Here is a 25,659-nt window from a genome sequence, read left to right as displayed (position 1 = left end):
GCGGATGCGCTTCGGCGGAGCGGGGACGGCCCGACTCCGTCGTGTTATCGATTCTAAGCGCCAGACGCCTGCAGGTATTCCGAGAATGAACCCGCCCGGAATCTCGATACGGACACGGATGGTGCGGATTTCGTATCGGGCAGGTTACGCTCAGTGCGACGTCCGTCACCGAACAGCCACCCGGAGCTGTTCGGAGCACTCGATGTGGAGGATGCGTGGGACTCAGATCAACGGCGCTTCGGCGTCCCCGAAACGGGCTGATCGCGCTGTTGACAGCGCTACTGGCCGCCTTTCTCGTGCTCGCGATACCCGCGGGGTCTGCTTTCGCAGAGACGACCGATGACGGGCAGGAGGTGACGGACTTCTACTTCGCCGGCAACATAACCTTCGAAGGCCAGCCGATCGACGGCGTCGGCGTATCAGTCGAGGGCAACGGTTTCGAAGGCGAGACCACAACGGACGCCGAAGGCCGCTGGCGCCTCTATGTGCCCGAGAAGGAGAAGTACACGATCTCGATCGATGAAGACACGCTGCCCGACGGCGTGATCGTCGATCCGGCACTGCTGCCGGAAGGTGTGAGTGCCGTCGAGGGCACGAGCGGGTCGTTCGAGGCCGAGTTCGGCCTCACCGGCACGAAGATCGTGAACCTCTTCCTCGGTCAGGGCGAGCGGGTCACCGTGTCGTTCCTCGACCAGCTGATCTCGCGCACCGTCGGCGGCATCAACTTCGGTCTGCTGCTGGGTCTGGCGTCGATGGGCGCCGCGCTCATCTACGGCACCACGAGGTTGTCAAACTTCGCACACGGCGAGATGGTCACCTGGGGTGGCGTCGTCGTGGTGCTGGTCACCTCGTTCTGGCAGCTGCCGCTGTGGCTCGGCCTGATCGCAGCGGTGGTCGCGGGTGGAGCCCTGGGCTGGGCGATGGATGCCGGCCTCTGGCGCCCGTTGCGCCGGCGTGGCCTGGGCATCGTGCAGCTGATGATCGTCAGCATCGGCCTCTCGCTCGCGCTGCGCTACACGATGCAGTACATGATCGGTGGCGGCACGCACCAGGCGCCCGGCGCCAGCCCGACGCCCATGAAGCTGGGGCCGATCACCCTGTCGTACATCGACCTCATCGGCATGGCGATCAGCATCGTCGTGATCCTCGCCATGGCGTACTTCCTCACCCGCACCCGCATCGGTAAAGCGACCAGGGCGATCTCCGACAACCCGCAGCTGGCTGCGGCCTCGGGCATCGACGTCGACAAGGTCGTGCGGATCGTATGGATCATCGCCGGTTCGCTGGCGGCGCTCTCGGGCATCCTGTGGACCTACTTCCGCCCCGGTGTGAAGTGGGACATGGGTATGCAGATGCTGCTGCTGATCTTCTGCGCGATCACGCTCGGCGGCCTGGGTTCGGCGATCGGCGCTCTGATCGGGTCGCTCATCGTCGGCATCGCCGTCGAGGTCTCGACATTGCTGGGAGTGCCCTCGGATCTGAAGTACGCATCCGCTCTGGTGGCGCTGATCGTCATCCTGCTGGTCAGGCCGCAGGGTCTGCTCGGGCGCAAGGAAAGGCTGGGCTGACACATGGACTTCGGATCGATCTTCGGCAACACCGCCGCCTACCTGTTCAGCCCCGTCACCATCGCTTACGCGCTGGCGGCGACCGGCCTCGCCGTGCACTTCGGCTACGCCGGACTGCTCAACTTCGGTATGGCCGCCTTCATGGCCATCGGGGCGTACGGCTACGCCATCCCCGTCCTGATGCTCGGGGTTCCGTGGTGGGTGGGCATGCTCATCGGGCTGTTCGGCGGCGCCGTGTTCGCCCTGCTTCTGGGCATCCCGACTCTGCGTCTCCGAGCCGACTACCTCGCCATCGCGACGATCGCGACGGCAGAGGTGGTACGACTGCTGTTCCTCACCCAGCTGTTCGAGGATGTCACCGGCGCGGCCGGTGGCCGCTCCGGTTATCACGGCAGTTTCCGCGCGGCGAACCCCTTCCCCGAGGGCGTCTACGGCTTCGGCCCGTGGACGTACAGTGCCACCGAGCTGTGGGATCGCGTGTTCGGGCTGTTCCTGCTGGCCGTCGCCATCCTGCTGGTCTGGGCGCTGATGCGCAGCCCCTGGGGGCGCGTACTCAAGGGCATCCGCGAAGATGAGGACGCCGTGCGTTCGCTCGGCAAGAACGTCTTCTCGTACAAGATGCAGGCGCTCGTCATCGGCGGTGTCATGGGTGCCGCCGGCGGCATCGTGTTCGTGCTGCCCTCGGCGGTCGTGCCGGGCAGCTACTCGACGTCGCTGACGTTCTTCCTGTGGACCGTGCTGCTGCTCGGTGGTGCCGCGACCGTGTTCGGTCCGACGCTGGGTGCCGTGCTGTTCTGGGTGCTGTTCGCCTTCCTCGGCAACCTGCTGCCGCAGATGGCGTCGGCCGGATACCTGCCGATGTCGACCACACAGGCCGAGGTGGTGCGCTGGATCCTCGCCGGCGTGGCACTGATGCTCATCGTGATCTACCGCCCACAGGGCATCCTCGGAGACAAGAGGGAGATGACCTTTGTCAAGTGAGAAGCGTCAGAAGTCGACCGGCCTCGCGGCCGGACCGGCTAAGCCCGGTGTCGCAAAAGTCGACCCGATCCTCGTCGTCGACGGCGTCGAGCGGCACTTCGGCGGCCTGACCGCCGTCAACGTCGAGCACCTCGAGATCCCTCGCGGGGCGATCACCGCACTGATCGGCCCGAACGGTGCCGGCAAGACCACGCTGTTCAACCTGCTCTGCGGTTTCGACAAGCCCAATAGCGGCACCTGGCAGTACGACGGCAAGAATCTTGCCGGCGTCCCGTCGTTCAAGGTGGCGCGCATGGGCCAGGTGCGCACGTTCCAGCTGACCAAAGCCCTGTCGCTGCTGACCGTGCTCGAGAACATGAAGCTCGGGTCGCCCGAGCAGCCCGGCGAGCGGTTCTGGGTGAGCCTGTTTCCCGGACTGTGGCGCAAGAAGGAAGCCGAGATCGAGCAGAAGGCGCGCGAGCTGCTGACGCTGTTCAAGCTCGATGCGAAGGAGAAAGACTTCGCCGCCGCGCTCTCAGGCGGGCAACGCAAGCTGCTCGAGATGGCACGCGCGCTGATGAGTGATCCACAACTGGTGATGCTCGATGAGCCGATGGCCGGGGTCAACCCAGCCCTGACGCAGTCATTGCTCGATCACATCCTCGGTTTGAAGGATCGCGGCATGACGGTCTTGTTCGTCGAGCACGACATGCACATGGTGCGTCACATCGCCGACTGGGTGGTGGTGATGGCCGAGGGCCGTGTGGTCGCCGAGGGTCCGCCCGAGACGGTCATGGAGGATCCCGCGGTCGTCGACGCGTACCTGGGGGCCCATCAGGATGTCGACCTCGGCGAGGTGACCGGGCGCATCAGTGTCGTCTCGGGCGCCGACGCCGCGCGCGTGCGCAAGAAGATCGAGGCCGAGGTCGAAGCCGAGCTCGAAGAGGAGGAGGAGAAATGACGGATGCTGAAGCGGGCGCCGCACCTCAGGATGATCGTGACGTCATCGTCGAGTTGAAGGACGTGCACGCCGGGTACCTGCCGGGTGTGAACATTCTCAACGGCGCGAATCTCATCGCCCGCCAGGGTGAGCTGATCGGCATCATCGGCCCGAACGGTGCCGGCAAGTCGACCCTGCTGAAGGCGATCTTCGGGATGGTGCAGGTGCGCGAGGGCGAGATCACCGTCCGGGGTGAGAGCATCATCGGTTTGAAGGCCGACAAGCTGGTCACGAAGGGTGTGGCCTTCGTGCCGCAGACCAACAACGTCTTCCCGTCGTTGACGATCGCCGAGAACCTGCAGATGGGGTTGTACCAGAACCCCAAGATCTACAAGGAGCGGTTGGCGTTCGTCACCGACATCTTCGCCGAGCTGGGCGCGCGGTTGAATCAGCGCGCCGGTTCGCTGTCGGGTGGTGAGCGCCAGATGGTCGCGATGTCGCGCGCTCTGATGATGGATCCTTCGGTGCTGCTGCTCGACGAGCCCTCAGCCGGCCTCTCCCCCGTGCGACAGGATGACGCCTTCATCCGTGTCTCGGACATCAACAAGGCCGGCGTCACGACGATCATGGTCGAGCAGAATGCACGGCGTTGCCTGCAGATCTGCGACCGTGGCTACGTGCTCGATCAGGGCCGTGACGCCTATGAGGGCACCGGCCGCGAGCTGCTGGAGGATCCGAAGGTGATCGGCCTCTACCTCGGCACGCTGGGCCAAGACGCCGCATAGCCGCGCCTTGCGCTGAGAAACCACCTCCCGTGTGAGAAACCACGCGGGAGGTGGTGTTTCGTGCGGCACGTGGTTTCTCACCGAATGACAAGCGGATGCCGGCGGCCGGCCCCACGTCTCCTGCCGCAGCCTGCGCGCCGCCTGCGCGCCGCGCCGCCCCGCCTCGCCCGCATAGCTGACGCCCGCGCCGCGCCGCCCCGCCTCGCGCCCCGTCCACCCCGTTGAGAAACCACTTCCCGTGTGAGAAACCACGTGGGAGGTGGTGTTTCGTACGGGAAGTGGTTTCTCAGCGGAAGGCAAGGCGCGAAGCGCGGCGCGGCGCGCGGAGCGGCGCGAAGCGGCGCGCGGCGCGGCGCGCGAAAAGGCCCCGGATGCTGGCATCCGGGGCCTTCTCTACCGCGACCTACTTGATGCGGGTGTGGATGTTGCCCTCGCCGTACTCGTAGACGCCGATGGCTGCGCCCTTCGGGTCGTTGTTCTCATCGAACGTGATCGAGCCGGACAGGCCCTCGTAGTCGGCGACGCCGCCGTCGTTGATGATCGCGGCGCAGTCGGCGAACGTCGTGCACTGTTCGCCGTCGCCCTCGCCACCCGAGACCTCGCGCATCTTGCTGGCGATGTCGGCGCCCTCGACCGATTGTGCGGCCAGTGCCGACAGTGCGATCAGCATCGTGGCGTCGTACGCCTCGGCCGAGTAGGTCACGGCGTCGATCGGGTCGTTGCCCTGGCCGGTCCAGATCTCGTTGAGCTGGTCGATGAAGTCATCGGGCAGCACAGCACCGGCGCGGGTGCCCTTCGATCCGGTCAGGTCGACCGGCAGGTCGGGCCAGTCCTTCAGGTTGCCGTCGACCAGGTACAGGCTGCCGGTGTCGACGCCCGCGTTGCCGAGCAGCGGGGCGATCGTGGCGAACTGGTCGTACGAGACGATGGCGACCGCGTCGGGGTTGGCTGCGGCGACCGTCTCGACCTGGGCGTTGTACTGGCCGTCGCCCTGGTTGTACGACGCCTCGGCGACGACCTCGCCACCGGCGGCGGCGAAGGTGGCACCGATGGCCTCGGCCAGGCCCGTACCGTACGGGTCGTTCTGGTAGATGATGCCGAGGGTCGTGTGACCGTCCTCAGCGATCTGGTTGCCGAGCACCTCGCCCTGCAGGTTGTCGCTCGGAGCGGTGCGGAAGTACATCGGGCTGAGACCGGTGAAGTCCGCCGAGGTGTTCGACGGCGAGACGGTGACGATGCCGGCACCGACGTTGCCGTCGAGGATCAGCTTCGACACGCTCGACGACGCGGCGCCGACCATGGCAGTGATGCCCTCGCTCTGCAGACGCGACACCGAGGTCTCGTAGGCCTTGTTGTCGAGGTCGCCCTCATCGGCGGCGGACAGTTCGACGGTGATGCCGGCGTCGGCCTCGTTGATCTGCGCGATGGCCAGCTGAACACCGGCCTCCATAGGCGCGCCCAAGAACGCGAGCGTACCGGTGGCCGGCAGCAACGAACCCATGCTGAGCGTCAGGTCGACCGCTGCGGGCTGTTCGGCGGAATCATCCGGCTCTTCGGAGGGCGTGCTGCTGCAGCCCGAGATGACGAGTGCGGACGCGCTGACCATTGCCGCGGCCGCGAAGATCCGCGCGGTGCGCGAGCCCTTCATTGCGTTCATGTTGCTCCCTTGCGTAACTGAACGTGGTTTACCACTTGCGGGTGACTCTCACCTTAGGACGTTGACTGCCCGTCGCAACGGGTCTTCTGTCTCGGTCGCTTAACGATCTGAACCACTCTCACACCAGAGGCGCAGGCCGCTGACGTCGTCCCCGACGGCGCTGCAGCAGCAGATCCACCACGAACACGACGATGGCGATCCACACCAGCACGAACCCGGCCCAGCGCTCGAGCGGCATGGGCTCCCCCAGCACCGCCCAGCCGACGAGGAACTGCATCACCGGTGCGATGAACTGCAGCAGCCCGACCAGGCTCAAGTCGATGCGTCGCGTGCCGGCGGCGAACAGCAGCAACGGTACTGCGGTGGCGACACCGACGCAGGCGACCAGTAGCGTGTGCACCGGCGACACCGCTCCCAGCGTCAACCCTGCGGTCTGCCCGACGACGACCAGTGAGACGACGGCTACCGGAATCAGCCAGAACGACTCGAGCGTCAGGCCGCTGACGGCATCCACCGCCGAGCCGATCCGCTTCTTGACCAACCCGTACAGGCCGAACGTCAGGGTCAGCCCCACCGCGATCCAGGGGAAGTCGCCGTAGGCGACGACGATCACGACGACGGCGATCGCCGCGATGCCGATCGCGGCGGTCTGCAACCGGGTGATCCGCTCGCGCAGCACGAGCACCCCGAGAAGGACCGTGAAGATCGGGTTGATGAAATAGCCGAGGCTCGTCTCGATGACCCGATCACTGAGCGCTCCGATGAGGAACACCTGCCAGTTGACGTAAATCAGCAGCCCGGCCAGCACCGTCCATCCGAGAAGCTTCGGCCGCTGCAGAATGCCCCAGAGCGGCCGCCAGCCCCGCGTCACGGTCAGGAGCACCAGGCAGAAGGCGAACGACAGCAGCACACGCCAGGCAACCACCTCCCACGGCCCCATCGGTGCGAGCAGCACGAAGTACAGCGGCAGCACACCCCACATCACGTAGGCACCGATGGTGTAAGCGACACCACTGCGCGAGGTTCCGCGGGCCGCAGGGCCCGACACGGAGAGGTCGGATGTCACCCTTGCACCCTATTGCCTGGGCGCCACACCGGGGGCGCCTACGCGAGTAGATCACTCTTCCCAACGCCTGAGGAACGTCCTATAGTGGGCGCCAGATCCAATTTCTGGACGACTGGGGATTCGGCGGAAGTGATGGGCGAGTCGGAGTACGTACTCGCGCTCGACGTAGGCACGACCAGTGTGACGACGGTGTCGGCCAGCGCCGCTGCGCGTGGAGGGTTGCAGGTGGTGCCCCTCGCGGTGGGACGCGAGAGGGCCGATATCGCGGTGGCCGCGTATGTCACCGAAGAGGGTGACGTGCTCTTCGGCGCCGAGGCCGCCGAGCGCGGGCTCGATCACCCCGAGCGGCTGGTGCGCGAGTTCACGCGTTCGGTCGGCGATGCGGTACCGATCGTCGCGGGCGGCTACGCCGTGCACGCCGAGGAGCTGGTCGCGCGGATGGCGTTGTGGATCGTGTCGACGGTCGTCACCGAGCGCGGGTTGCGTCCCGGCGCCGTCGCGATCGCGCACCCCACGTCGTGGGCGGGGCACCGCATGGATGCCGTTCGCCGGCGACTGCGCGAGGCCGGCCTCGACGATGTGCTGCTGGTTCCGTCGGCGGTGGTGGCCGCCGAGCAGTTCGCCACGGGTGAGACGCGCGCCCATCGCGTCGGCGTTTACGACCTGGGCGGCAGCACGTTCGAGGCCAGCGCCCTGCGCGGGCTCGACCTGCTGAACGACCCGCAGCCGCTCCCGATCGGGGGCGCCGACATCGATGCGGCGCTGCTGCGGCATGTGCTGCCGTTGACGGGCGCTGACGGGGCGATCGCCGACAGCACGCGCGCCGAGTTGCGTGGTACGCACCGCGCGATCGTCACGGCGAAGGAGGCGTTGTCGTTCAGCACCGGTGCGTCGGTGGCGATCACGCTCGCGGGGACGACCCCGAGCGTGCGTGTGACGCGGTCCGAGTTGGATGCCATGGCGCGGCCCACGATCGATGCGACGATCGAGGCACTGGAGCAAGCCGTCGAGGCGGCCGGGCTCGATATGTCGGCGCTCGACGAGCTGATCCTGATCGGTGGTGCGGCGCGGATGCCGCTCATCGCCCAGCTGTTGTCGGAGCGGTTCGACCTGCCGCTGACGATGCCAGAGAACCCGCAGTACGCCGCCGCGACGGGCGCGGCGCACGCCGCGTGGACGCGTCTCGAACGGTCGGATGCTGTCGCCGGCCTGCCGGTGGGCCAGGCGCCGGCATCCGCTGCGGTGGGAATCGCGACGTCGGCGGTAGTGCCGGCGCCTGCCTCGGCGATGACCGCGGCGAGTGCGACGGGCGTGGTGCCGGCGGCGAGCGCAATGGAGCTCGTGCCGGCGACTGCCGCGGGCGCTGCGGTGGTGCGTCCATCGAGGTTCCGGATCTCGTACGGCGGTGCGGCGGCGCTGGCGGCCGGCGCGGTGGTCGTGGCGACGGGGATCGTGTTCGCGTCGACGACGCCGCTGGGCGGTGGTGGGGAGGCGGCCAAGGGCGCTTCGGTCGAGAGCGGAGAGGGGCCGGGGACGATGTCGTTGCTGCGTTCGGCGTCGGCGTACTCGGCATACGAGGCGACGACGATTGCTGACGCTGACGACGCGAGCAGTGCTGAGGCGCGCGCGGATGCTGCGGATGAGTCGTCGGCATCCGACTCTTCCCGCATTCCGAAGTCGGCACCCGGCGTGGGGGGTCCCACGGTGGAGGCGCCTGAGGAGCTCGGTTCGGATCCCGCTCCCCCGGCCCCGCAGCCCGCGTCGGCGGGCGGCCCGCAGGTCGCGAACCCCGACCCAACCCCCACACCGACGCCAACCCCCACACCCGCACCGGATCCCGCCCCCGATCCGACCTCGAATCCGGCATCCGACCCGACGCCCGATCCCGCACCCGACCCCGCACCCGATCCGACACCCGATCCCACTCCCGACCCGACCCCCGACCCCGCACCCGACCCGACCCCCGATCCGACACCCGATCCCGACCCTGCGCCGGCACCCGACCCGACGCCGGATCCCACCCCCGACCCCGCACCCGAGCCGACGTCCTCGGCTGCCCCGACTGATCCCGAGCCAATACCCTCAGACGCTCCCACCGTGAATCCGACACCCTGACCGGAAGTGCTGAGTCGCATGTCAACGCTCATCGTCGAGAGTCCGTCCACGGGCGGGCCGTTGACATGGGAGCGCCCGTTGCGCCCTGCACTCGACGCCGTCACTCACCGCATCCCCCGAGCCGCGCTGGTGGGCACCGCGGGATCCGGAAAGTCGACAGGGCTCCATCACCTTCATGATCTGCTCGTCGAGGACTCGCGAGAGGTCGTACTCGCCCACGATGCCGTCGACGCGCTCGACGACGTGCCCGCTGAGCACGTGCTGCTGGTCGACGACCTGCATCTGCTCTCCGAGACCGAGCTGACGCAGCTGGGCGCGCGCGCCGAGGATCCGTCAGCGGCGCTGATCATCGCCCGACGCCCCTGGCCGGCACGACCCGCGGTACGCGCCATCACCCGGCGCCTCGAGCAGCAGGTTCCTGCCATCGTGCTCGGCCACGTGTCGCGCTCGGACGTGCTCGACCATCTCGAAGTCCTCGATGTGACGATGAGCGACGAGTGCATCAGTCACGTGCTGCGCAGCACGTGCGGCATGTCGTGGTTGGTCGCCGCCGCCGTGCAACACCATGATCAGCGCGACTGCGCGTTCGATGGCTCTCATGTGGCGCTCGATCGTGCGCTGAGCGAGTTGGTGGCGCACCGCCTCGACAGCCTCGACGACGCACTGCGGCGCGCTGTCGAGACGGTGTGCGTGAGCGCGGCGGGTGAGGCGTATCCCGCATCCGACGCTGCCGACGGCGCGGACGACTGGGCGTTGCAGGGGTACGCGCAGGGGTTGCTGCTGCGCAGCGGCGACGCCGCGCCACTGGTGCGCACCGCCGTACGCGAGGCGATGCCGACGCGCCGTCTCATCGATCTGTACGCGCACCACCCCGACGCACTGACTCAGCGCGAGGATGAACGGGCGCTGCGCGATCCGCGGCTGGCTGAGGCGCTGATCGCGTCGGCCGACCGGATGCTGGCGGACCGCCCCGACCGCGCGGCCGAGCTCTATGACGCCGCCGCCGAGTACGGCGCCCCGCCCCGGCAACTGGCGGCCCGCCGCGCGCATACGGCCTGGGCGACTGGCGATCTCGAGGGGGCCACAGGCTTCGTCGATGAGGGGGTGCGCTCGGCATCGCCCGACGAGCTCTCGCCGATGGCGGACGTGTCCGCGGCGATGTGGTCGTCGCGCGGCATGATGGCGCAGGCGCACGAGGTGTATCAGCTCGTACGCCCGAGCACCGTCAGCGCCCTCATGAACGCCACGATCGCGGCCCTCGGCGTCGGCGAGCAACCGGCATCCGTCCCTCCTGACGACCCGGAGCTGCCGACCGCGGCCGGGGTCTCGATGCGATTGCTGCGCACGGGCCTGCTGAGCACCGTGTCGCCGGGCGCTCCCGAGGGCGCCTTGCCCGAGCTGGTGCGCGCCGCCGAGATGTACTCCAGTGCCCAGCGCACGGATGCCGTCGTCGAGCTTCCCGCGGTGATCACCACGATCGTCGCGCTCAATCTGGGCCGCCTCACGACCGCACAGAGCGTGCTCGAAGATGCCGTGGAGCGCGACCATGGCGGCCCGTGGGCGCGCACGCGACTACTGCTGTGGAGCGCGTGGGTCGCGGTGCAGCGCGCGCACCCGGTCGACGCCAAGGAGCTGCTCGAACGGGCGATGGCGACGGCCCCCGCGGCATTGAGCGCCCGCGACGCAGTCCTGTTGCACAGCGTCCGTGTCGCGATTGCACGCCGCTACGACGACGCAGCGGGGCTCGAAGCTGTCTGGCGTGAGGCGCGCGGCAGCCTGCTGCGAATCGATGTCGACCTGTATCTGTTGCATCCGCTGGCCGAGTTGATCAGCGCCGCGGCGCGCGTCGGCGACGCGACCCGGGTGGCACCTCTGCTCGACCGCGCACAGCGGATCGTCGCGGGTCTCGGCGATCCGTCGACCTGGTCGGCGCACCTCCACTGGGCCGGCATTCAGCAGGGCATTCTGCTGAGCCGACCCGATCTGCTCGCTCCGCATGCGAAGGCGCTGGTCGCCGCTGCCGGCCGTAGCCGTGTGGCGGCGAGCATGGCGCGCGCCGGCCGGGTGTGGACCGACGTGCTCGCTGGCTCGGTCGATGCGGATGCCGTCGTAAGCGCCGCCGAAGGTCTGGCCTCGGTGGGCCTGATGTGGGACGCGGCACGACTGGCCGGACATGGCGCGGCCAAGACCGACGACCGCAAGACGGCAACGCAGTTGCTCGCCTGTGCACGGGAGCTTCATCCCAACGACGGCACGCGTCGGCCTGCTCCGAACGCGGGCGATGATGCCGAGAGCGCAGCGCAGTCACCGCCGGAAGAGGTGCTCAGCGAACGCGAGATCGAGGTCGCCAGGTTGGTCGTGCAGGGCAAGACGTACGCCGAGATCGGCGAGTCGATCTTCATCTCGCCGCGCACAGCCGAACACCACATCGCGCACATCCGACGCCGGCTCGGTGCGACTTCCCGGTCCGAATTGCTGGCCCGGTTGCGTCAGCTGTTCGGTGACGGCGGGATCGGCGCGGGGTATTCGACCGAACCCCCGTGACCCCCCCTACGCGGTATCGGGTAATCCCCCGATGCCGTGCGAGGACGAGGGCGCATACGATCCAAACAGGATGTGGTTCCGGCCGCCGGAGGGGGTAGAGCCGGGATGCGAGAAATGATCACAGATGTTGAAGGGGGCTGCAGATGACTTCACCAGTTGAGACGATCGCGGACGCACTGTTCGCGTTCATCTTGAGTCTGCTCAGAGATCAGGAGGCCGCCGACGAGTTCGTCGCGCGGCCCACCGCTACGCTCGCCGACAATGGCCTGCAGGACGTCTGCATGGCCGATGTCGCGGCCGTGCGGCCGGTCATCGTCGATCATCCACGGGTGGTCCATCACGACACACCACCTCCGCCGCCGCCTCCCGGCCCTGACAACCACGAGACGGTGCGCGAGATCGTCCGCATGGTGCAGCAGTACACCACTGTGGATGCCCGCTCGACGATCGTTGACCAGTCGGTGAACCAGAACATCTGGACCGAGGGCGGCGACGTCACGCAGTTGTTCGATCAAGAGGCCGTTGTCGCTTCGGGCGACGATTCGATCGCCGCCGGCGACGATGTGTCGGTCGTCGACTCCGACGTCGACATGACGGTCGGCGACGTCTCGATCGGCAACGAGACCAACGACGGCAGCTTCAACCAGACCGGCACGGTGCCCGAAGAGGGTGCCGCCGGCGACGAGGGCGCCGACGCAACGGTTGCCGAAGAGGCGACTCCCGAGGACGTCGCCACGGCCACGGCGACGACGGCTGCTGCGGTGACCGAGGTCACCGAGGCCGCGGCCCCTGCCGCCGCTCCCCCGCCGCCACCGGCCGATGTACCGGAGCCCGCGGACGTACTGGAGAGCGACATGACCGCTGGCGAGGGCGACTCGTACGGTGCGGAGTCCTCCGCCCCCGTGGACGACGCACCGCTGGATGCACCGCTCGAGGATGACTGACGCATCCCGCAGGACCGACCCGCCGCCTCCTCCTTCTCGGGAGGGGGCCGGCGGGTCGGTCGCGCGGTATGGCGCGCGCGAGTTGCCGGCCCGGCCGACGCTGGCGAGCCCCAACCAGCCTCCGGTGGTGATCAAGGCGACTCCGCCGTTCTCGATCCGACTGAGTCAGTTCCTGTGGATCATCAGCTTCGCGGTCGGTGCCTTCACCATCGTCTACCTGTTCGTCATCCGAGAGGATCTGTTGCCCGAGATCGTCGAGGTCGCTCAAACGGTGACCGAGGATCGGGCCGAGGCCACCTATGAGAGCGCTGCCGACATCGTCTTCTGGGTCGTGTTCGGGCTGCTGGTGGCGGTGCTGTTCATCCAGCTGACACTGCTGGTGTCGTTCATGGGCCGACGCCCGCACATCCGCTGGTGGCAGTTGCTGACCTTCGGGTTGCTGGCGTTGCTGGTGCTGATGTCACCCGAGTGGATCGCGCTGGGCGCCAAAGGGGAACCACTTCAGCCGCTTCTTGCGGCGCAAGCCGCGCTTGTCGCTCTGGCTCTGCTGGCCAGCGTCATGCCCCGCGCCATCGCCTGGTCCGCTCGCCGATTCGATGTGCGCCGCGGGCCGGAGGGCCCGGGCCAACCCGAGCTCTGAGACGATACCTGCCAGGGTCCGAAGAACGGCTTCGTACACCGCTGCCGCGTTCCTTTCGACCAACGGTGACGCGGCGAGCGCGCGCCACCGGTCGATCTCGGCGAAGGCGCGTTCGCCGATGTCGGCAGGAGTGGCGTCGGCGGGCAGGGCGAGGCGAGCGGATGATGCCACGCCGGCCGCTCCGAGGATGCGGGCCGCGTCGGTAGCATCCGCTTCGTCGAGCGGAAGACCGTGCGCGCGTTCCTCGGCGAGTAGCGCGAGTTCGCGCAGGACGTGCGCCGACGCGGTGAAACGTTCAATCCCGGCACGGATGCGGTCGGTGCCGGGGCGCGGCGAGCGCTGCACGAGTGCTTGCAGTTGCAGCACGACGCCGCGGGCCTTGAGGGTGTCGGCGCGGGGTTGGAACTGGTTCAGCACGAACTGTTGCAGTTCGATCAGTCCGCTCTGCTGCACGAGGGCATCCGACAGCTCTGACGAGGTCGTGACACCGCCGCGGATGATCGCGGTCGCCAGGCGCACCCCGAAGATGCCGAAGCGGGCGAGCAGTTCTTCGCGCACGGTGACGCTGAGTCCGGTCGCGTCGGTGGGGCGGGTGAAGCGGTCGGCCGAGACGAGTAGTCGTTCGCGTTCGGCGCGTTCGAGTCCGGCGAGGGCGCGGAAGGCGATGAACTCGCTCTCACGCAACGTGCGGGCGCCTTCGGCCAGCAGGCCGGCGACGGGGACGACGCCGAGGGCGAGTGCCGACAGCGCGCCGTCGCGTTCGTAGCGCGCGGCGACGCGGCGTGCCGACAGCAGCGAGTCGATGCGGCCCGAGCCGATCTCGTCGGTGCGCGAGAGCACGGCCACGGCGCACACGCTCTGCGCGGCGCCGGCGGCGGTGTCGCGGAACGCCTCGAGGAACCGCACGTCCGAACCGTGCAGGTGGCGCATCAGGTAGACGACGGCGTCGGCCGACGAGGGGGCGTCCTCAGGGGTGAGGAACCGGGCTGTGCGTGCCGAGGTGTCGCCCGAGAGCGAGGCGATGCCGGGGGTGTCGATGAGGATCAGAGATTCGAGGCCGTCCAGCGGCCAGCCGACGTCGATCCATTCGATGTCCTCGGCGGTGCGGCCACCGAGGTCGAACACGAGCAGCCCCTGGTCGCGGCGGATGGGCATCCGTTCGGTGCGCGCGTCGCGCAGGTGCACGGTGATGCTGGGCGTCGCCGAGTGGCGGTACCAGGTGACGATCCGCGTGCACTCAGCGGTGTCGGTCGCGGCAATCCGCTCGCCCAGCAGGGCGTTCAGCAGCGTGGACTTTCCGGCCTTGACCATGCCGGCCAGCGCCAGCCGCAACGGTTCGTGCAGCCGCACCTCGAGCTGGTCGATCAACGCGGTCGCCTCGCGGTCGCCGTGGTAGACGATGCGGCTGGTGCGCAGCAGCTCTTCGGTGTCGGCGATCACGTCGTCCGTCACCGGCTCGGCGGCCGTTGCGATCATCGTGCCGCCTTCGCGCCGATCGCGCCGGCGGGTTGCGCACCGGCCCGCACGGCGGGTTCCGGTACGGGTGGCAGCGCCGGGATGGCCTTGCGCACGCTCTCGAGCTCCGCCAGGCGCGAGCGCAGTGCGACGACCCGTTGGTCACGGGTGGTGGTGAATCCGGATGCTGCCTGCTTGGCCCGTTGGAGCGCCTCGGCCAGCGAACTGTGCAGTTCCTCGGCGAGAGCGCCGAAGTGATCGCGTGTTCCCCGTTGCACCAGGCGCAACCGGTCCTTGAGCTGCTTGCCGACTTGGAACGTCACCTCGTCGATGTACTTGCGTACGATCACCTTCGCCTCCTGCTGGCGGCGACTGAGCCGATTGCTCATGTCCTCGCGGTAGGCACGGCGACCGACGAGCACACCGGCCAGCAGCGACAGCGGGTTGATCAGCGCCATACCGATCAGTCCGGTCGCCAGGCCCACCATCAGCACGCCGCCATACGACCCGCGCACGCCGATGTACATCTTCTCGGTGGCGCTGAGCTGTCCGGGGTCCAGACCGGCGATGTCATCGACCGGGTCCAGCACGCCCTGGATATCGGAGACATCGTGGATTGGGATCTCGGATTGGTCCTGGCTGAACAGGTCAGCGACCTCTTCGGCCAGCCATCGCGATCGCTCATCGGTCCAGACGAACGTCTCCGACACCGCCGCGGTCACCCGCTGATCCAACCACTCCCTGATCTGGTCCCAGACTGGCCCCGGATCGCCATCGTCGATCGCCTTCTCGGCCTCGCGCTGCACTTTGCGCAGCCGATCGCGCACGTCGTGTTCCATATCGGCGACGAGGTCGGCGATGCCGTCGGTGAGGGTGACCTGCCATCGGGCCGAGCGGCCGCGGAACTCGTCGGCCTTCGCCTTCGCGTTCTCGAGCTCGGCGATCATGCGCGGGGTGTCTTCGGGGTTCACCAGGGCGTTCAGTTCAGCCTTCAGCGACATCTCCAACTGGTCGACGACCGAAGCGAGTTCATGCACAGCGCTGCGCTCATGGATCACCTCAGCACGGCCCAGAACCTCTCGCCGCAGATGTGTGACGAGGGCGGGAAAGCCGGACTCCTCGTTGAGCGTGCGGTCCTGCAACTCGGCGGCCAGCAGGCGCAGGTCGCTGGAGACCGAGAAGATCGGCACGTCGTCGTGGCCGGTCAGGTGCTCGCGGTCTATTCGTTCGATGCGCCGCCACTCGGGGTACAGGTCGGTCTTGGCGAGCACGGCGGCCACGTTCGGCGAGATCCGCATGGCGTGTTGCAGGAACTGCACCTCGGGTTCGGTGTACTCCTGCGAGGCGTCCGAGACCAGCAATACGGCATGCGCGGACGAGAGCGCAGCGAGCGTGGCCAACGAGTTCGACGACTCCAGCCCGCCGACCCCCGGCGAGTCGACGAGCGTCAGTCCACCGCGCAGGATCTCGCGCGGCAGCAGTACCTCTGCCGCGAGCACTCCGCGTTCATTGTCGGGATTGCCGCGCTCCGAGACGTACTCGTCGAGCGATTCGAGCGATATCTGTCGCCGCTGCGGTTCATTCTGGTCGTCGCTGCGTTCGAGCACCCATGCCGAGGGCTGATCGGCGTACCCGACCGTGGTCGGCACGCTGGTCGCCACGTCGTCGTCAACGGGGCAGGCCGGGGCATTGACGAGTGCGTTGATGAGCTTGCTCTTGCCCTGTTTGAACTCACCCACGACGATCACGCGCACGGCTGGGTCTGCCAATCGTGCGCGTGTGTTCGCGAGCCGAGTGGCGAGGTCGTCGCGTCCCGCCGACGCGGCGAGATCGCCGACCTCATGGATGACGTCGACGATCTTGTTGTCTGTGAATGTGCGCTGCTCCGGCACGTGTCCCCCTCTTGCGCCCATCAGCCGAGCGGATCGGCGTCGGGTGCGTCACCGCCCGGGTCGACGATTCCTACGGCGTCGTCTTCCCAGAGCAGATCGGCATTTCCCCAGACGGATTCGTCGATGCCTGCCAGCTCCTGACTGAACGAGTCGGTGGAGAGCGGGTCGAACAGGGCGCCGTCTCCCCAGACGGGGCCCGGCAGGCCTTCTGCCCCTCGGTCGTCGTGTTCGTAAGACATCGCTCTCGCTCCGGATCGGGTGTTTCAGGAGTGTAGTGGTGTGCCCGGCCGTCCACCAGAGTGGACAGCCGGGCAGGTCGTGCGAGTTGCGCGGCTCAGAGGTCGATGTCGAGCTCGTTGGCGTCGCCGAACGGGCTGCCGATGTTCGAGTTCTCTACCTCTACGTCCAACTCGGCGTTCATCGAGTGATCGTTGAACGAGTCGTTCACCGACCAGTTGTCCGAGAAGTCGTCGTTGAACGAATCGGTGTTCCACGTGTTGCCCATCGAGATGTCGCCCATCGTGACGGTCGTGTCAATGTCGTTGATCTCGACATCGTCACCGGCCGCCACCGAGTTGTCGCCCGACGAGATGACGCTGCTCTGGCCGAAGTACTGTCCGACGTTGCCGCCGGTCGCGTCTCCGCCCATCGCTCCGGTGTGACCGGTCGTGGCGTCTCCGCCGCCACCGCCGAGGCCCAGCGATCCAGCGCCGCCGGCATCACCGGTCGCCCCGCCGTCGCCGCCCGAGCCACCGGTGCCGCTGCCGAGTCCGCCGATGCCGTCACCGCCGTCTCCGCCAGCACCGCCGTTGCCGGTGTCACCACCGGCCGCGCCCGAGAGCGCGGGTCCACCCCATCCGCCATCTGCGTCGCCACCGACGGCGATCGCGGCGCCACCGCTCCCCGACGAGGTCGAGATGTTCTGGTTGACCGACTGGTCGTTGACCGTGGAACGGGCGTCGATGTCGACATCGACGTCAGCACCGCCGCCGCCCATGAACTTCGACCATCCGCCGCCGTCACCACCCGAGAGGCCGATGTTCAGCTCATTGATGCCCGTGTCGTACTGGCGGATGCCGGCGTTGACCGAGTGGTCGTTGAGCGTCTGGTTGCCCGAGTCGTGCACGGAGTTGTCGTTGTAGGAGTCGTTGGTGGATTCGTCGTTGTTGAACGAGTCCCTGACATCGGTGTCATTGTGCGACATCCAGTCCGAGTTGTCGGAGTTGTCGGAGTTGTCGTTGAACGAGTCCCTGACGTCGGTGTCATTGTGCGACATCCAGTCCGAGTTGTCGGAGTTGTCCGAGTGGTCCGAGTTGTCGGTCATCGAGTTGTCGTTCCCCGAGTCGGACACGTCCAGGCCCAGATTCCACTGAGCTCCGAGGACGTTGATGTTGTCATCAGCAGCCATGATTGATTCCCCTTCATCGTGAGTGCCGGTTGGCGCTTGATAAGAGTGTGCGGCGTCTGCGTCGATGCGGCATCGGGGGCCATCCCGAGCATTGTCGGAACCGCCCGGGGGTTCGATGGGGGTGTCATGGGGGACGGTAGGGGAAACGCAGAAAGACCCGGATGCCGAAGCATCCGGGTCTTTCTGAGAGCGGGGTTCGTCAGCGGACGACGACCGCCAGCACGTCGCGGGCCGAGAGCACGAGGTACTCGTCAGCGCCGAACTTGACCTCGGTGCCGCCGTACTTGCTGTAGAGCACGCGGTCGCCGACGGCGACGTCCAGCGGAACGCGGTTGCCGTTGTCGTCGATGCGGCCGGGGCCCACTGCCACGACCTGGCCCTCCTGGGGCTTCTCCTTCGCGGTGTCGGGGATGACCAGACCGCTTGCGGTGGTCTGCTCTGCCTCGACCTGCTGGATGACGATGCGGTCCTCGAGCGGCTTGATGGAAACCGACACGGTGTACCTCTTCTTTCGTGACTGAGATCAGAAGACTGTTAGCACTCTCATACCGAGGGTGCTAACTCCAGTGTATGCCGATGGCTGGCACTCATGCAATGCGAGTGCCAACCAAATGACGGTGCGCAATAGGCTTGACCTGTGGAGATGTCTGAGCTGACCGCGTTGCTCACCCGCGAAGGGCTCGACCTGCTCGAGGCGGTCGGGCCGTTGGAGTCATCGGCAGAGGTGGCGAGCGCCGTCTCGCGGCTGCGCGCCGAGGGCCACTCCCCCGACCTGGTCTCGGCCGTGGTCGGGCAAGCACACCTGCGCGTGCGCGCGCGAGCGAAGTTCGGCGAGTTCGCCGGCCGGATGCTGTTCACCCGCGCCGGGCTCGAACAGGCCACCCGCCTGAACGTCGCAACGCTGCACGCCGTGCGCATGCGCCGGGCCGGCATCACGCGCGTGACCGATCTGGGCTGCGGCATCGGCGGTGACAGTCTGGCGTTCGCAGCGGCCGGACTCGACGTCACGGCCGTGGATGCCGACGAGGTCACCGCGGCGATCGCCTCGTACAATCTGGCCCCCTTCGGGGCGACGGTGCGGCAGGGGCTGGCCGAGGACGCCGTGCCCGACGACGGCGCCGTGTGGCTCGACCCCGCCCGCCGTACGGCCGGTCATGCCGAGACGCGGCGCACGGCAGCATCCGATTGGTCGCCGTCCTTGGCGTGGTGCCTCGAGGTCGCCCGCGCCCACCCGACCGGCATCAAGCTCGGGCCGGGACTGGATCGCGATCTCATCCCCGACGATGTCGAGGCGCAGTGGGTCAGCGCCGACGGCAGCGTCGTCGAGCTGGTGCTGTGGAGCGGCGCGCTGGCGCGCGAGGGCATCCGACGTTCCGCGCTCATCGTGCGCGACGGTGAGACGCACGAACTCACCGCCCCCGCGGATGCCGACGACGCACCCCTGCGCGAGCTGGGCGCGTTCGTGCACGAGCCCGACGGCGCGGTGATCCGCGCCCGCCTGATCGGCGAGGCCGGGCGGATGCTGCAGGCCGGCATGCTCGACGAGAAGATCGCGTACCTCACCGGCGATGCCGCGCTGACGAGCCCGTTCGTGCAGTCGTTCCGGGTGCGCGAGACGATGCCCGCCCACGTGAAGGCGATCAACGCGGTGCTGCGCGCGAACGACATCGGGCGTCTGGAGATCAAGAAGCGCGGCATGGACGTCGACCCGGCGGTCTTCCGCAAGAAGCTGTCTCTGAAGGGCTCTCAGGCGGCGACGCTGATCCTCACCCGCACGAGTGCGGGACGCGTGGCGATTCTCGCCGACCGGGTGTGAGCGGCTGATCAGTCGATGATGTCGCCGGTGGTGTCGTCGATCGTCGCCTCGGCTGCATCGCGGATGACCGTCAGCACGGGCCCGCGGGGGTCGGTCATCAGCACGCTGTAGGTCACATGGGGCATGACCAGGCCCAGTGGATCGGTCGCGGTCGGTTGCCCGCAGGCTTCGGCGATCAGCTCGTCCGCTGTCGCGACAAGAATGCAGGCGCGGTCGGACTGGTGCAGCCAGATGGGCGTGTCGCCGTCGTAGCCCATGACCTGGAGCACCTGACCGTCGTAGCCCGCCGCATCGAGGAACTCGGCGATCGGCAGCTCGGTCTCGGAGTACACCGAGCGCCAGTCCCACGTTGCACTCTGGTACTGCATGAGCACGGTCCGTTCACCGCGCACGTCGCGCCCCAGCGACGCCCACAGGTTGAGATGCTCGCCGTCCCTCTTGACCGTAGTCACGGCGTGCAGGCCCAGTCCCGTGTCGGAGCCCTCCGCGGTCACCGGCTCGCAGGTGGGAACCGTGCGCTCACCGACGGTGAGCACCAGGCATTCGAGCGTTTCCTCCTGGCGCGTGGCGTACCAGGCGTCGGCACCGAGCTCCGCGCCCAACAGCTGTATCGATCCATCGTCATAGTCGCCGCTGCCCCGTAGCTGCGCCCAGCTCTCGCGCTGAGCGTCGGTCATCGGCACGGAGTCGCCCCGCCCGAACACGAGCCAGCCTCCGCCGAACCCGAGCACCAGCGCGGCCAGGATCGCGAGGGGCGCAAGCCAGCGTCGGCGCGTTGCACCGGACGCCACGTCTTCGGACGCCGGGTCGTCGGACGCCACAGACTCGGATGCTGCAGACTCGCCGAAAAGAGTGTGCTGACCCTGTACAACGGGCTCCGGAGCCGTGTTCTCGGACGCCGGTGCTTGCTCAGCCACCGGTTCTTGCTGGGGCACGGGCTCTTGCTGGGGCACGGGCTCTTGCTCGGGCACGGGTTCCCGGCGGCTCAGCACCTGCAGTTCGTGAGCTTCAGCATCCGTCAATTCACCGCCGGGAGCGTAGGCCCGGCGTTCCAGCTCACGTCGTCGTGCGCTGTACGGCATTGCTCACCCCATCATCTCGAACTGCATCGTGGCCCAGATCAGCCACCCTGCGCTGAACAGCGTCGCGCAGCACCCCAGCACGAGCGCCCAGACCGCCACGCCACGGGTCTCGACCGGGCTGCGCAGCGACATGATCGACGCGATCACGGCAACGATCGCCACCGGAATCCCCCAGCCGACGAACATCGACGTCGCCAGCGCGACGATCGCGGCGAACAGCGCCCAGGGCGCCAACCGTCCGTCATCGGCGGGTTCCGGAGTCCATTCACGCGGCGTGAACTCGTCGGCCTCGGGCGCCGTGAATCGGGTCGCATCGGTGGGTACCGGCCCGGTCGGCAATTCCCCGTACCCCTTCGACGCACCGGGCAACGAGGCCGCTCCCTCGGGCCTGACGACCTCGGGTGTCGGCCCCTCGATGCGCGGCTCGGTCATGCCGGACTCACCTGAATCTCGGTCACCGGCAGAGTCGAGTCGGCGCCGAACGCCAGAGTCGACGGGCTGCGACCGCTGGAGATCAGCTCGGCTGCCAGCCCCGCGATCATGGCGCCGTTGTCGGTACACAGCGACAGCGGTGGGATGCGCACGGCCACGCCGGCCGCCGCCGCGCGCTCGAGTGCCACATCGCGCAGACGCCGGTTCGCGATCACGCCGCCGCCGAGCAGCAGCCGGGGCACCCCGCGGTCCTCGCACGCGGCGAGCGCCTTGGTGACGAGCACGTCGACGACCGCCTCGCGGAAGCTCGCGGCGACGTCGGCGAGCGGCACGTCGTCGCCGTTCGCCTCGGCTCGCTCCACCCAGCGTGCCACGGCGGTCTTCAGACCCGAGAACGAGAAGTCGTAACGGTGCTTCGCCATGTCGGATGCCTTCGACAGGCCGCGCGGAAAGCGGATCGCCTTGGGGTCGCCGTCGGCAGCGACCCGGTCGATGTGGGGTCCGCCCGGGTAGGGCAGTCCAAGCAGGCGGGCAACCTTGTCGAAGGCCTCGCCCGCGGCGTCATCGACGGTCTCGCCGAGCAGCTCGACGTCGGTGGTGAGGTCGCGCACGTGCAGCAGCGAGGTGTGCCCGCCCGAGACGAGCAGAGCGATCGTCGGATACTCCAGCGGCGCCGACTCGTCGGCGCCGTCGTGCAGGATGTCCGCCGCGATGTGCCCCACCAGGTGATTCACGGCGTACAGCGGCTTGTCGAGCGAGACGGCCAGTCCTTTCGCGGCGCCAACGCCGACCATGAGCGCACCGGCCAGTCCGGGCCCGCTGGTCACGGCCACGGCATCGAGGTCTTCCAGACGCACCTGGGCCTCGGCGAGCGCGCGGTCGATCGACGGTTGCAGTGCCTCCAGGTGGGCGCGCGCAGCGACCTCGGGCACCACCCCGCCATATCGGGCATGCTCGTCCATGCTCGACGCGATCGTGTTCGACAGCAGGCGGCGTCCGCGCACGATACCGATGCCGGTCTCATCACAGCTGGTCTCGATGCCCAGCACCAGGGGCTCAGTGGTCATGCGGTGGCCTCCTGCCCAGCATCCGATGTCTCCCACCGGCGCAGATCGAGCCGCATCACGACGGCGTCCACGTCGTCGGGCTGGTAGTAGCGCGGGCGGCGCCCCAGTTCAGCGAAGCCCTCCGACAGGTACAGGCCCATCGCGACCGGGTTATCGGCCCGCACCTCCAGGAACACCTCTTTCGCGCCGCGCTCGACGGCCTCGTCCAGCAGCGCGCGCAGCAGCATCCGCCCCCGGCCCTGCCCGCGCACCTCGGCATCGAGCGCGATGGTCTGGATGTCGGCATCCGTCCCGCCCGGCAGGGCGCGCAACCCGCCGTAGCCGACGATGCGGCCGCCCTGCTCGTCGACGAGGTAGTGGTTGTGAGCACTGGCGATCTCGGTGCCCATGGTCTGTTCGCTCCACGCGTCGGTGGGAAAGTTGCGGCGCTCCAGCGCCATGACGGCGTCGAGATCAGCGAGCGTGGCGAGGCGCAGAGTCATGTGCCCACCCGCTTCGGTGCGCCCGGCTGCACCACGTCGGGTGAGCGCAGGTAGAGCGGTTCGGCGTCGGCGAGCACGCGGCCCGCAGCGAGCGCGCGGGCGCCGACCGTGGCAAGAGCGGATGCCGACAGCACCTCGGTCACCGGTTCACCGTCGCGCTTTCGCAGATGGGTGGGTTCGACCAGGCGCGGGATGCCATCAGCGTCCACCCCGTCGAAAACGCTCACCGCGATCTCGCGTCGCCGCGCATCGGTGATCACGGTGATCGGACCGGTCGCCCCATCGTCAAGCGCGGCCTGTGCGATGGCGAAGTGGCTGGGCACGGGAATCACCTCGATACCGCGGCCGAGCGCGAAGGCGCGGGCCGCGGCGATGCCGATGCGCAACCCCGTGAAGGGCCCTGGGCCCATGCCGGCGACGACATGCGTGATGCCGGGGCGGGTGACCTCGGCCATCAGGTCGCCGATCACCTCGGCGTGCCCGAGCGGGTCGGTGGTGGCCGACGCGGCGAGCGTGCGCCCGTCAGCATCGATCACGGCGACGGCCGTGCCGAGAGAAGTATCGACGGCGAGGATCACTCCTCCAGATTAGTCGCCCCGCCTGGGGCGTCTCCGTAGAGAGTGCCGCTCAGTCGATCGGGTGGGTGATCGTCACGAAGCGGGGCGCGTCGGCGTCGAGGTCCTCGTCGGCGACGTCGGCCCCGCCGACGGGGCGTTCGATCTCGATGTCCCACCACGTGTCGGCGACGGCGGATGCCATCCCGCGCCCCCACTCGATGACGACGACCGAACGCGCGAAGTCGATGTCGAGGTCGTCGAGCTCGGCGGCGGATGCCAGCCGGTAGGCGTCGACGTGCACCAGCGGCGCGCCCTCGACGAGCGACGGGTGGGTGCGGGCGAGCACGAAAGTGGGGCTCTGCACGGGCCCGCGCACGCCGAGGCCGTCGGCCAGGCCGCGGGTGAAGGTGGTCTTGCCGGCGCCGAGCGGGCCGGTCAGCACGATCAGGTCACCGGCCTGCAGCTGCTCGCCGATGCGGAAACCGAGGTTCTCCATGGCATCCGATGTGGCGATCTCGTGTCGACCGAGAAAGGCGGGGTCGATGCTCATGACGCGCTCCGGCGGGGCACCCGCGCGCCGATGCGGGTGACGATCTCGTAGTTGATGGTGCCGGCGGCTTCGGCCCAGTCGGTGGCGCTCGGCTGCCCCAGGGTCGGGTCACCGAAGACGATCACCTCGTCGCCCACCGACACCGGCTGATCGCCGACATCGACGACGAACTGGTCCATCGCGATGCGGCCCGCAACGGTGTGCGGACGACCACCGATCAGCACGGGTCCGGCGCCCGAGGCTTGGCGCGGAATGCCGTCGGCGTAGCCGAGTGGCACAAGGGCGAGGGTGGTCTCGTTCTCGCAGCGGTAGGCGTAGTCGTACGAGACTCCGGCGCCGGCAGAGACGCGGCGCACCGCGGCGATCGATGCGCGCAGCGTCATGGCAGGACGTAGGCCCAGATCGGACGAGCTTCGGTCGGCGAACGGCGACAGCCCGTACAGACCGATGCCGATGCGCACAGCGTCCAGGCGCGCCTCGGGGATGTCGACGGCACCGGCCGTGGCAGCGAGGTGACGGAACTCGGGGTGGATGCCGACCGACTCGGCCTGCGCGATCACGTCCTGATAGCGGGCAAGCTGAGCGAGATCGTCGTCCCGGCTGGTGCCGGAGAGGTGGCTGAAGATGCCGACGATGCGGATGCGGCCGATCCGCTCCAGCCGCGCGGCTTCGGCGAGCACGCGTTCGAGGTCGTGCGCGGCAATGCCGTTGCGTGAGAGCCCGGTGTCGACCTTGAGGTGCACGGATGCCGGTGGCCGGCCGACCTCGGATGCCGCGACGAGCTGATCCATCGACGACACGCCGATCTCGATGCCGGCCTCGACGGCGTCGTCGAACCGGCGGCCGGGCTCATGCAGCCAGGCCATCAGCGGTGCCGTGATGCCGGCGCGGCGAAGCGTGAAGGACTCGTCGAGGGTGGCCGTGCCCAGGCGAGTGGCACCGCCCGCCAGTGCGGCCGTCGCAACCGCCGGCGCGCCATGACCATACGCATCGGCCTTGACGATGCCGAACACCTCGACACCCGTCAGCGCGCGCAGGTGTCGCACGTTGTCGGCGATGGCGTCGAGGCTGATCGTCGCTTCGCGGAAGGGGTTCATCGGGTTGCTCCCGTCATCGTGCGTGCGGTCAGGTCTTGGGCCTGGTGCTGCGTCTGGTGCCGGGTCTGGCGCCCGCCGGGTGCCGGGCCCCGTTGCCTTCGCCGAGACCCCCATTTGTCGCCCAGACCCCCACCTGCGGGCGCCCACACGTGGGGGTGTCGACGCGAAGTGGGGGTGTCGGCGAGAGGATGCCGGATCATCGGGCATCCGTCCGCTCGGCGATGACGTACGCGGCGGCGAGGCCCGCGTCGTGCGTCATGGTCAGGTGCAGGGCGGTGATGCCGCGTTCGGCGACGACGGCAGCCGTCGATCCGCTGAGCACGAAGTGCGGGCGCCCGGAAGGCTCGGAGGCGATCTCGATCTCGATCCAGTACACACCGTCGCTGCCGCCGAGAGCCTTGATCAGCGCTTCCTTCGCGGCATAGCGCGCAGCGAGCGAGCGCAGCTTGAGCTGCTGCTCGGCCGGAGTGAACAGGCGCTCCAGCAGGCGGGGCGTGCGAGTGACCGAACGCTCGAACCGCGCGATGTCCACGAGGTCGATGCCGGTGCCGATGATCACCCGATCAGCCTACTCGGGGTGCGGAGGCGGGTGAGAAGCGCGC

Annotated in this window: 23 protein-coding genes; 8 read left to right on the top strand and 15 right to left on the bottom strand. The window is 68.4% G+C overall.

The window, feature by feature from the left end:
• Positions 1 to 215 precede the first annotated feature (215 nt).
• From PTQ19_RS03565 to PTQ19_RS03550, 4 genes are read left to right on the top strand one after another with little or no spacing between them, the layout of a single operon-like run.
• A complete protein-coding gene (locus PTQ19_RS03565) occupies positions 216 to 1,568 on the top strand; it encodes a branched-chain amino acid ABC transporter permease (protein WP_274368489.1) in 1,353 nt (450 codons plus the stop codon).
• Positions 1,569 to 1,571: 3 nt separating this feature from the next.
• Positions 1,572 to 2,549: a branched-chain amino acid ABC transporter permease gene (locus PTQ19_RS03560; RefSeq protein ID WP_206550368.1), complete on the top strand. Its 978-nt coding sequence runs from the start codon at positions 1,572 to 1,574 to the stop codon at positions 2,547 to 2,549.
• Positions 2,539 to 3,489: an ABC transporter ATP-binding protein gene (locus tag PTQ19_RS03555; protein WP_274368488.1), complete on the top strand. Its 951-nt coding sequence runs from the start codon at positions 2,539 to 2,541 to the stop codon at positions 3,487 to 3,489. Before PTQ19_RS03560 ends, PTQ19_RS03555 begins: the two co-directional genes overlap by 11 nt.
• Positions 3,486 to 4,253, top strand: a complete 768-nt coding sequence (locus PTQ19_RS03550; protein WP_274368487.1) for an ABC transporter ATP-binding protein — start codon at positions 3,486 to 3,488, stop codon at positions 4,251 to 4,253. The genes PTQ19_RS03555 and PTQ19_RS03550 overlap by 4 nt, the downstream gene beginning before the upstream one ends.
• 403 nt (positions 4,254 to 4,656) lie before the next feature.
• Here the strand turns inward: PTQ19_RS03550 and PTQ19_RS03545 are convergent, their stop codons facing one another.
• Positions 4,657 to 5,910: an ABC transporter substrate-binding protein gene (locus PTQ19_RS03545; protein ID WP_179411577.1), complete on the bottom strand. Its 1,254-nt coding sequence runs from the start codon at positions 5,908 to 5,910 to the stop codon at positions 4,657 to 4,659.
• 118 nt (positions 5,911 to 6,028) lie between these two features.
• The gene (gene rarD, locus PTQ19_RS03540) at positions 6,029 to 6,976 is read right to left on the bottom strand and encodes an EamA family transporter RarD (protein WP_425313181.1); all 948 of its coding nucleotides are present in this window, start codon (positions 6,974 to 6,976) and stop codon (positions 6,029 to 6,031) included.
• 132 nt (positions 6,977 to 7,108) lie between these two features.
• Here rarD and PTQ19_RS03535 point away from each other — a divergent pair, with 132 nt between their 5' ends.
• The 3 genes from PTQ19_RS03535 to PTQ19_RS03525 all read left to right on the top strand — a co-directional run bounded on the left by PTQ19_RS03535 (position 7,109) and on the right by PTQ19_RS03525 (position 12,579).
• Complete coding sequence (locus PTQ19_RS03535) at positions 7,109 to 9,091, top strand: Hsp70 family protein (RefSeq protein ID WP_274368486.1); 1,983 nt, start codon at positions 7,109 to 7,111, stop codon at positions 9,089 to 9,091.
• Between the two features lie 18 nt (positions 9,092 to 9,109).
• Complete coding sequence (locus PTQ19_RS03530; protein ID WP_274368485.1) at positions 9,110 to 11,635, top strand: LuxR C-terminal-related transcriptional regulator; 2,526 nt, start codon at positions 9,110 to 9,112, stop codon at positions 11,633 to 11,635.
• A gap of 143 nt (positions 11,636 to 11,778) precedes the next feature.
• Positions 11,779 to 12,579 carry an IniB N-terminal domain-containing protein gene (locus PTQ19_RS03525; RefSeq protein WP_274368484.1) on the top strand — a complete coding sequence of 267 codons (801 nt, stop codon included), beginning with the start codon at positions 11,779 to 11,781 and terminating at the stop codon, positions 12,577 to 12,579.
• 460 nt (positions 12,580 to 13,039) lie between these two features.
• Here the strand turns inward: PTQ19_RS03525 and PTQ19_RS03520 are convergent, their stop codons facing one another.
• The 5 genes from PTQ19_RS03520 to groES all read right to left on the bottom strand — a co-directional run bounded on the left by PTQ19_RS03520 (position 13,040) and on the right by groES (position 18,470).
• Positions 13,040 to 14,695, bottom strand: coding sequence for a dynamin family protein (locus tag PTQ19_RS03520; protein WP_274368483.1), 1,656 nt, complete (start codon positions 14,693 to 14,695; stop codon positions 13,040 to 13,042).
• Entirely contained in the window at positions 14,692 to 16,566 is a 1,875-nt protein-coding gene (locus tag PTQ19_RS03515) for a dynamin family protein (protein WP_274368482.1), read from the bottom strand. The genes PTQ19_RS03520 and PTQ19_RS03515 overlap by 4 nt, the downstream gene beginning before the upstream one ends.
• A 20-nt stretch (positions 16,567 to 16,586) precedes the next feature.
• Positions 16,587 to 16,805: a hypothetical protein gene (locus tag PTQ19_RS03510; protein WP_206550375.1), complete on the bottom strand. Its 219-nt coding sequence runs from the start codon at positions 16,803 to 16,805 to the stop codon at positions 16,587 to 16,589.
• 95 nt (positions 16,806 to 16,900) lie between these two features.
• Positions 16,901 to 17,974 (bottom strand): hypothetical protein, encoded by a 1,074-nt coding sequence (locus tag PTQ19_RS03505; RefSeq protein WP_274368481.1) that lies wholly within the window; start codon positions 17,972 to 17,974, stop codon positions 16,901 to 16,903.
• 199 nt (positions 17,975 to 18,173) lie between these two features.
• Entirely contained in the window at positions 18,174 to 18,470 is a 297-nt protein-coding gene (groES, locus tag PTQ19_RS03500) for a co-chaperone GroES (RefSeq protein WP_099196502.1), read from the bottom strand.
• 141 nt (positions 18,471 to 18,611) lie between these two features.
• On the opposite strand from groES, the gene PTQ19_RS03495 reads away from it, so the two are divergent.
• Positions 18,612 to 19,790, top strand: a complete 1,179-nt coding sequence (locus PTQ19_RS03495) for a class I SAM-dependent methyltransferase (protein ID WP_274368480.1) — start codon at positions 18,612 to 18,614, stop codon at positions 19,788 to 19,790.
• An 8-nt stretch (positions 19,791 to 19,798) separates the two neighbouring features.
• Here PTQ19_RS03495 and PTQ19_RS03490 read toward each other — a convergent pair whose 3' ends face one another.
• The 8 genes from PTQ19_RS03490 to PTQ19_RS03455 form a co-directional block, all read right to left on the bottom strand.
• Complete coding sequence (locus PTQ19_RS03490) at positions 19,799 to 20,872, bottom strand: hypothetical protein (RefSeq protein ID WP_274368479.1); 1,074 nt, start codon at positions 20,870 to 20,872, stop codon at positions 19,799 to 19,801.
• 3 nt (positions 20,873 to 20,875) lie between these two features.
• Positions 20,876 to 21,304 carry a DUF4190 domain-containing protein gene (locus tag PTQ19_RS03485; RefSeq protein WP_179411587.1) on the bottom strand — a complete coding sequence of 143 codons (429 nt, stop codon included), beginning with the start codon at positions 21,302 to 21,304 and terminating at the stop codon, positions 20,876 to 20,878.
• The gene (gene tsaD, locus PTQ19_RS03480) at positions 21,301 to 22,371 is read right to left on the bottom strand and encodes a tRNA (adenosine(37)-N6)-threonylcarbamoyltransferase complex transferase subunit TsaD (RefSeq protein WP_274368478.1); all 1,071 of its coding nucleotides are present in this window, start codon (positions 22,369 to 22,371) and stop codon (positions 21,301 to 21,303) included. The genes PTQ19_RS03485 and tsaD overlap by 4 nt, the downstream gene beginning before the upstream one ends.
• On the bottom strand, positions 22,368 to 22,853 hold the full coding sequence (gene rimI / locus PTQ19_RS03475; RefSeq protein ID WP_274368477.1) for a ribosomal protein S18-alanine N-acetyltransferase: 486 nt from the start codon (positions 22,851 to 22,853) through the stop codon (positions 22,368 to 22,370). Before rimI ends, tsaD begins: the two co-directional genes overlap by 4 nt.
• Positions 22,850 to 23,431 (bottom strand): tRNA (adenosine(37)-N6)-threonylcarbamoyltransferase complex dimerization subunit type 1 TsaB, encoded by a 582-nt coding sequence (gene tsaB, locus PTQ19_RS03470; RefSeq protein ID WP_206820917.1) that lies wholly within the window; start codon positions 23,429 to 23,431, stop codon positions 22,850 to 22,852. The genes rimI and tsaB overlap by 4 nt, the downstream gene beginning before the upstream one ends.
• 49 nt (positions 23,432 to 23,480) lie before the next feature.
• Complete coding sequence (gene tsaE, locus PTQ19_RS03465) at positions 23,481 to 23,960, bottom strand: tRNA (adenosine(37)-N6)-threonylcarbamoyltransferase complex ATPase subunit type 1 TsaE (RefSeq protein ID WP_206550381.1); 480 nt, start codon at positions 23,958 to 23,960, stop codon at positions 23,481 to 23,483.
• Entirely contained in the window at positions 23,957 to 25,057 is a 1,101-nt protein-coding gene (alr, locus tag PTQ19_RS03460; RefSeq protein ID WP_274368476.1) for an alanine racemase, read from the bottom strand. The genes tsaE and alr overlap by 4 nt, the downstream gene beginning before the upstream one ends.
• Positions 25,058 to 25,253: 196 nt before the next feature.
• Positions 25,254 to 25,616, bottom strand: a complete 363-nt coding sequence (locus PTQ19_RS03455) for a holo-ACP synthase (protein WP_274368475.1) — start codon at positions 25,614 to 25,616, stop codon at positions 25,254 to 25,256.
• Positions 25,617 to 25,659: the final 43 nt, after the last annotated feature.

The sequence above is a fragment of the Microbacterium esteraromaticum genome (assembly GCF_028747645.1).
GTDB lineage: Bacteria > Actinomycetota > Actinomycetes > Actinomycetales > Microbacteriaceae > Microbacterium > Microbacterium esteraromaticum_C.
This window is presented reverse-complemented; position numbering and strand designations above follow the sequence as displayed.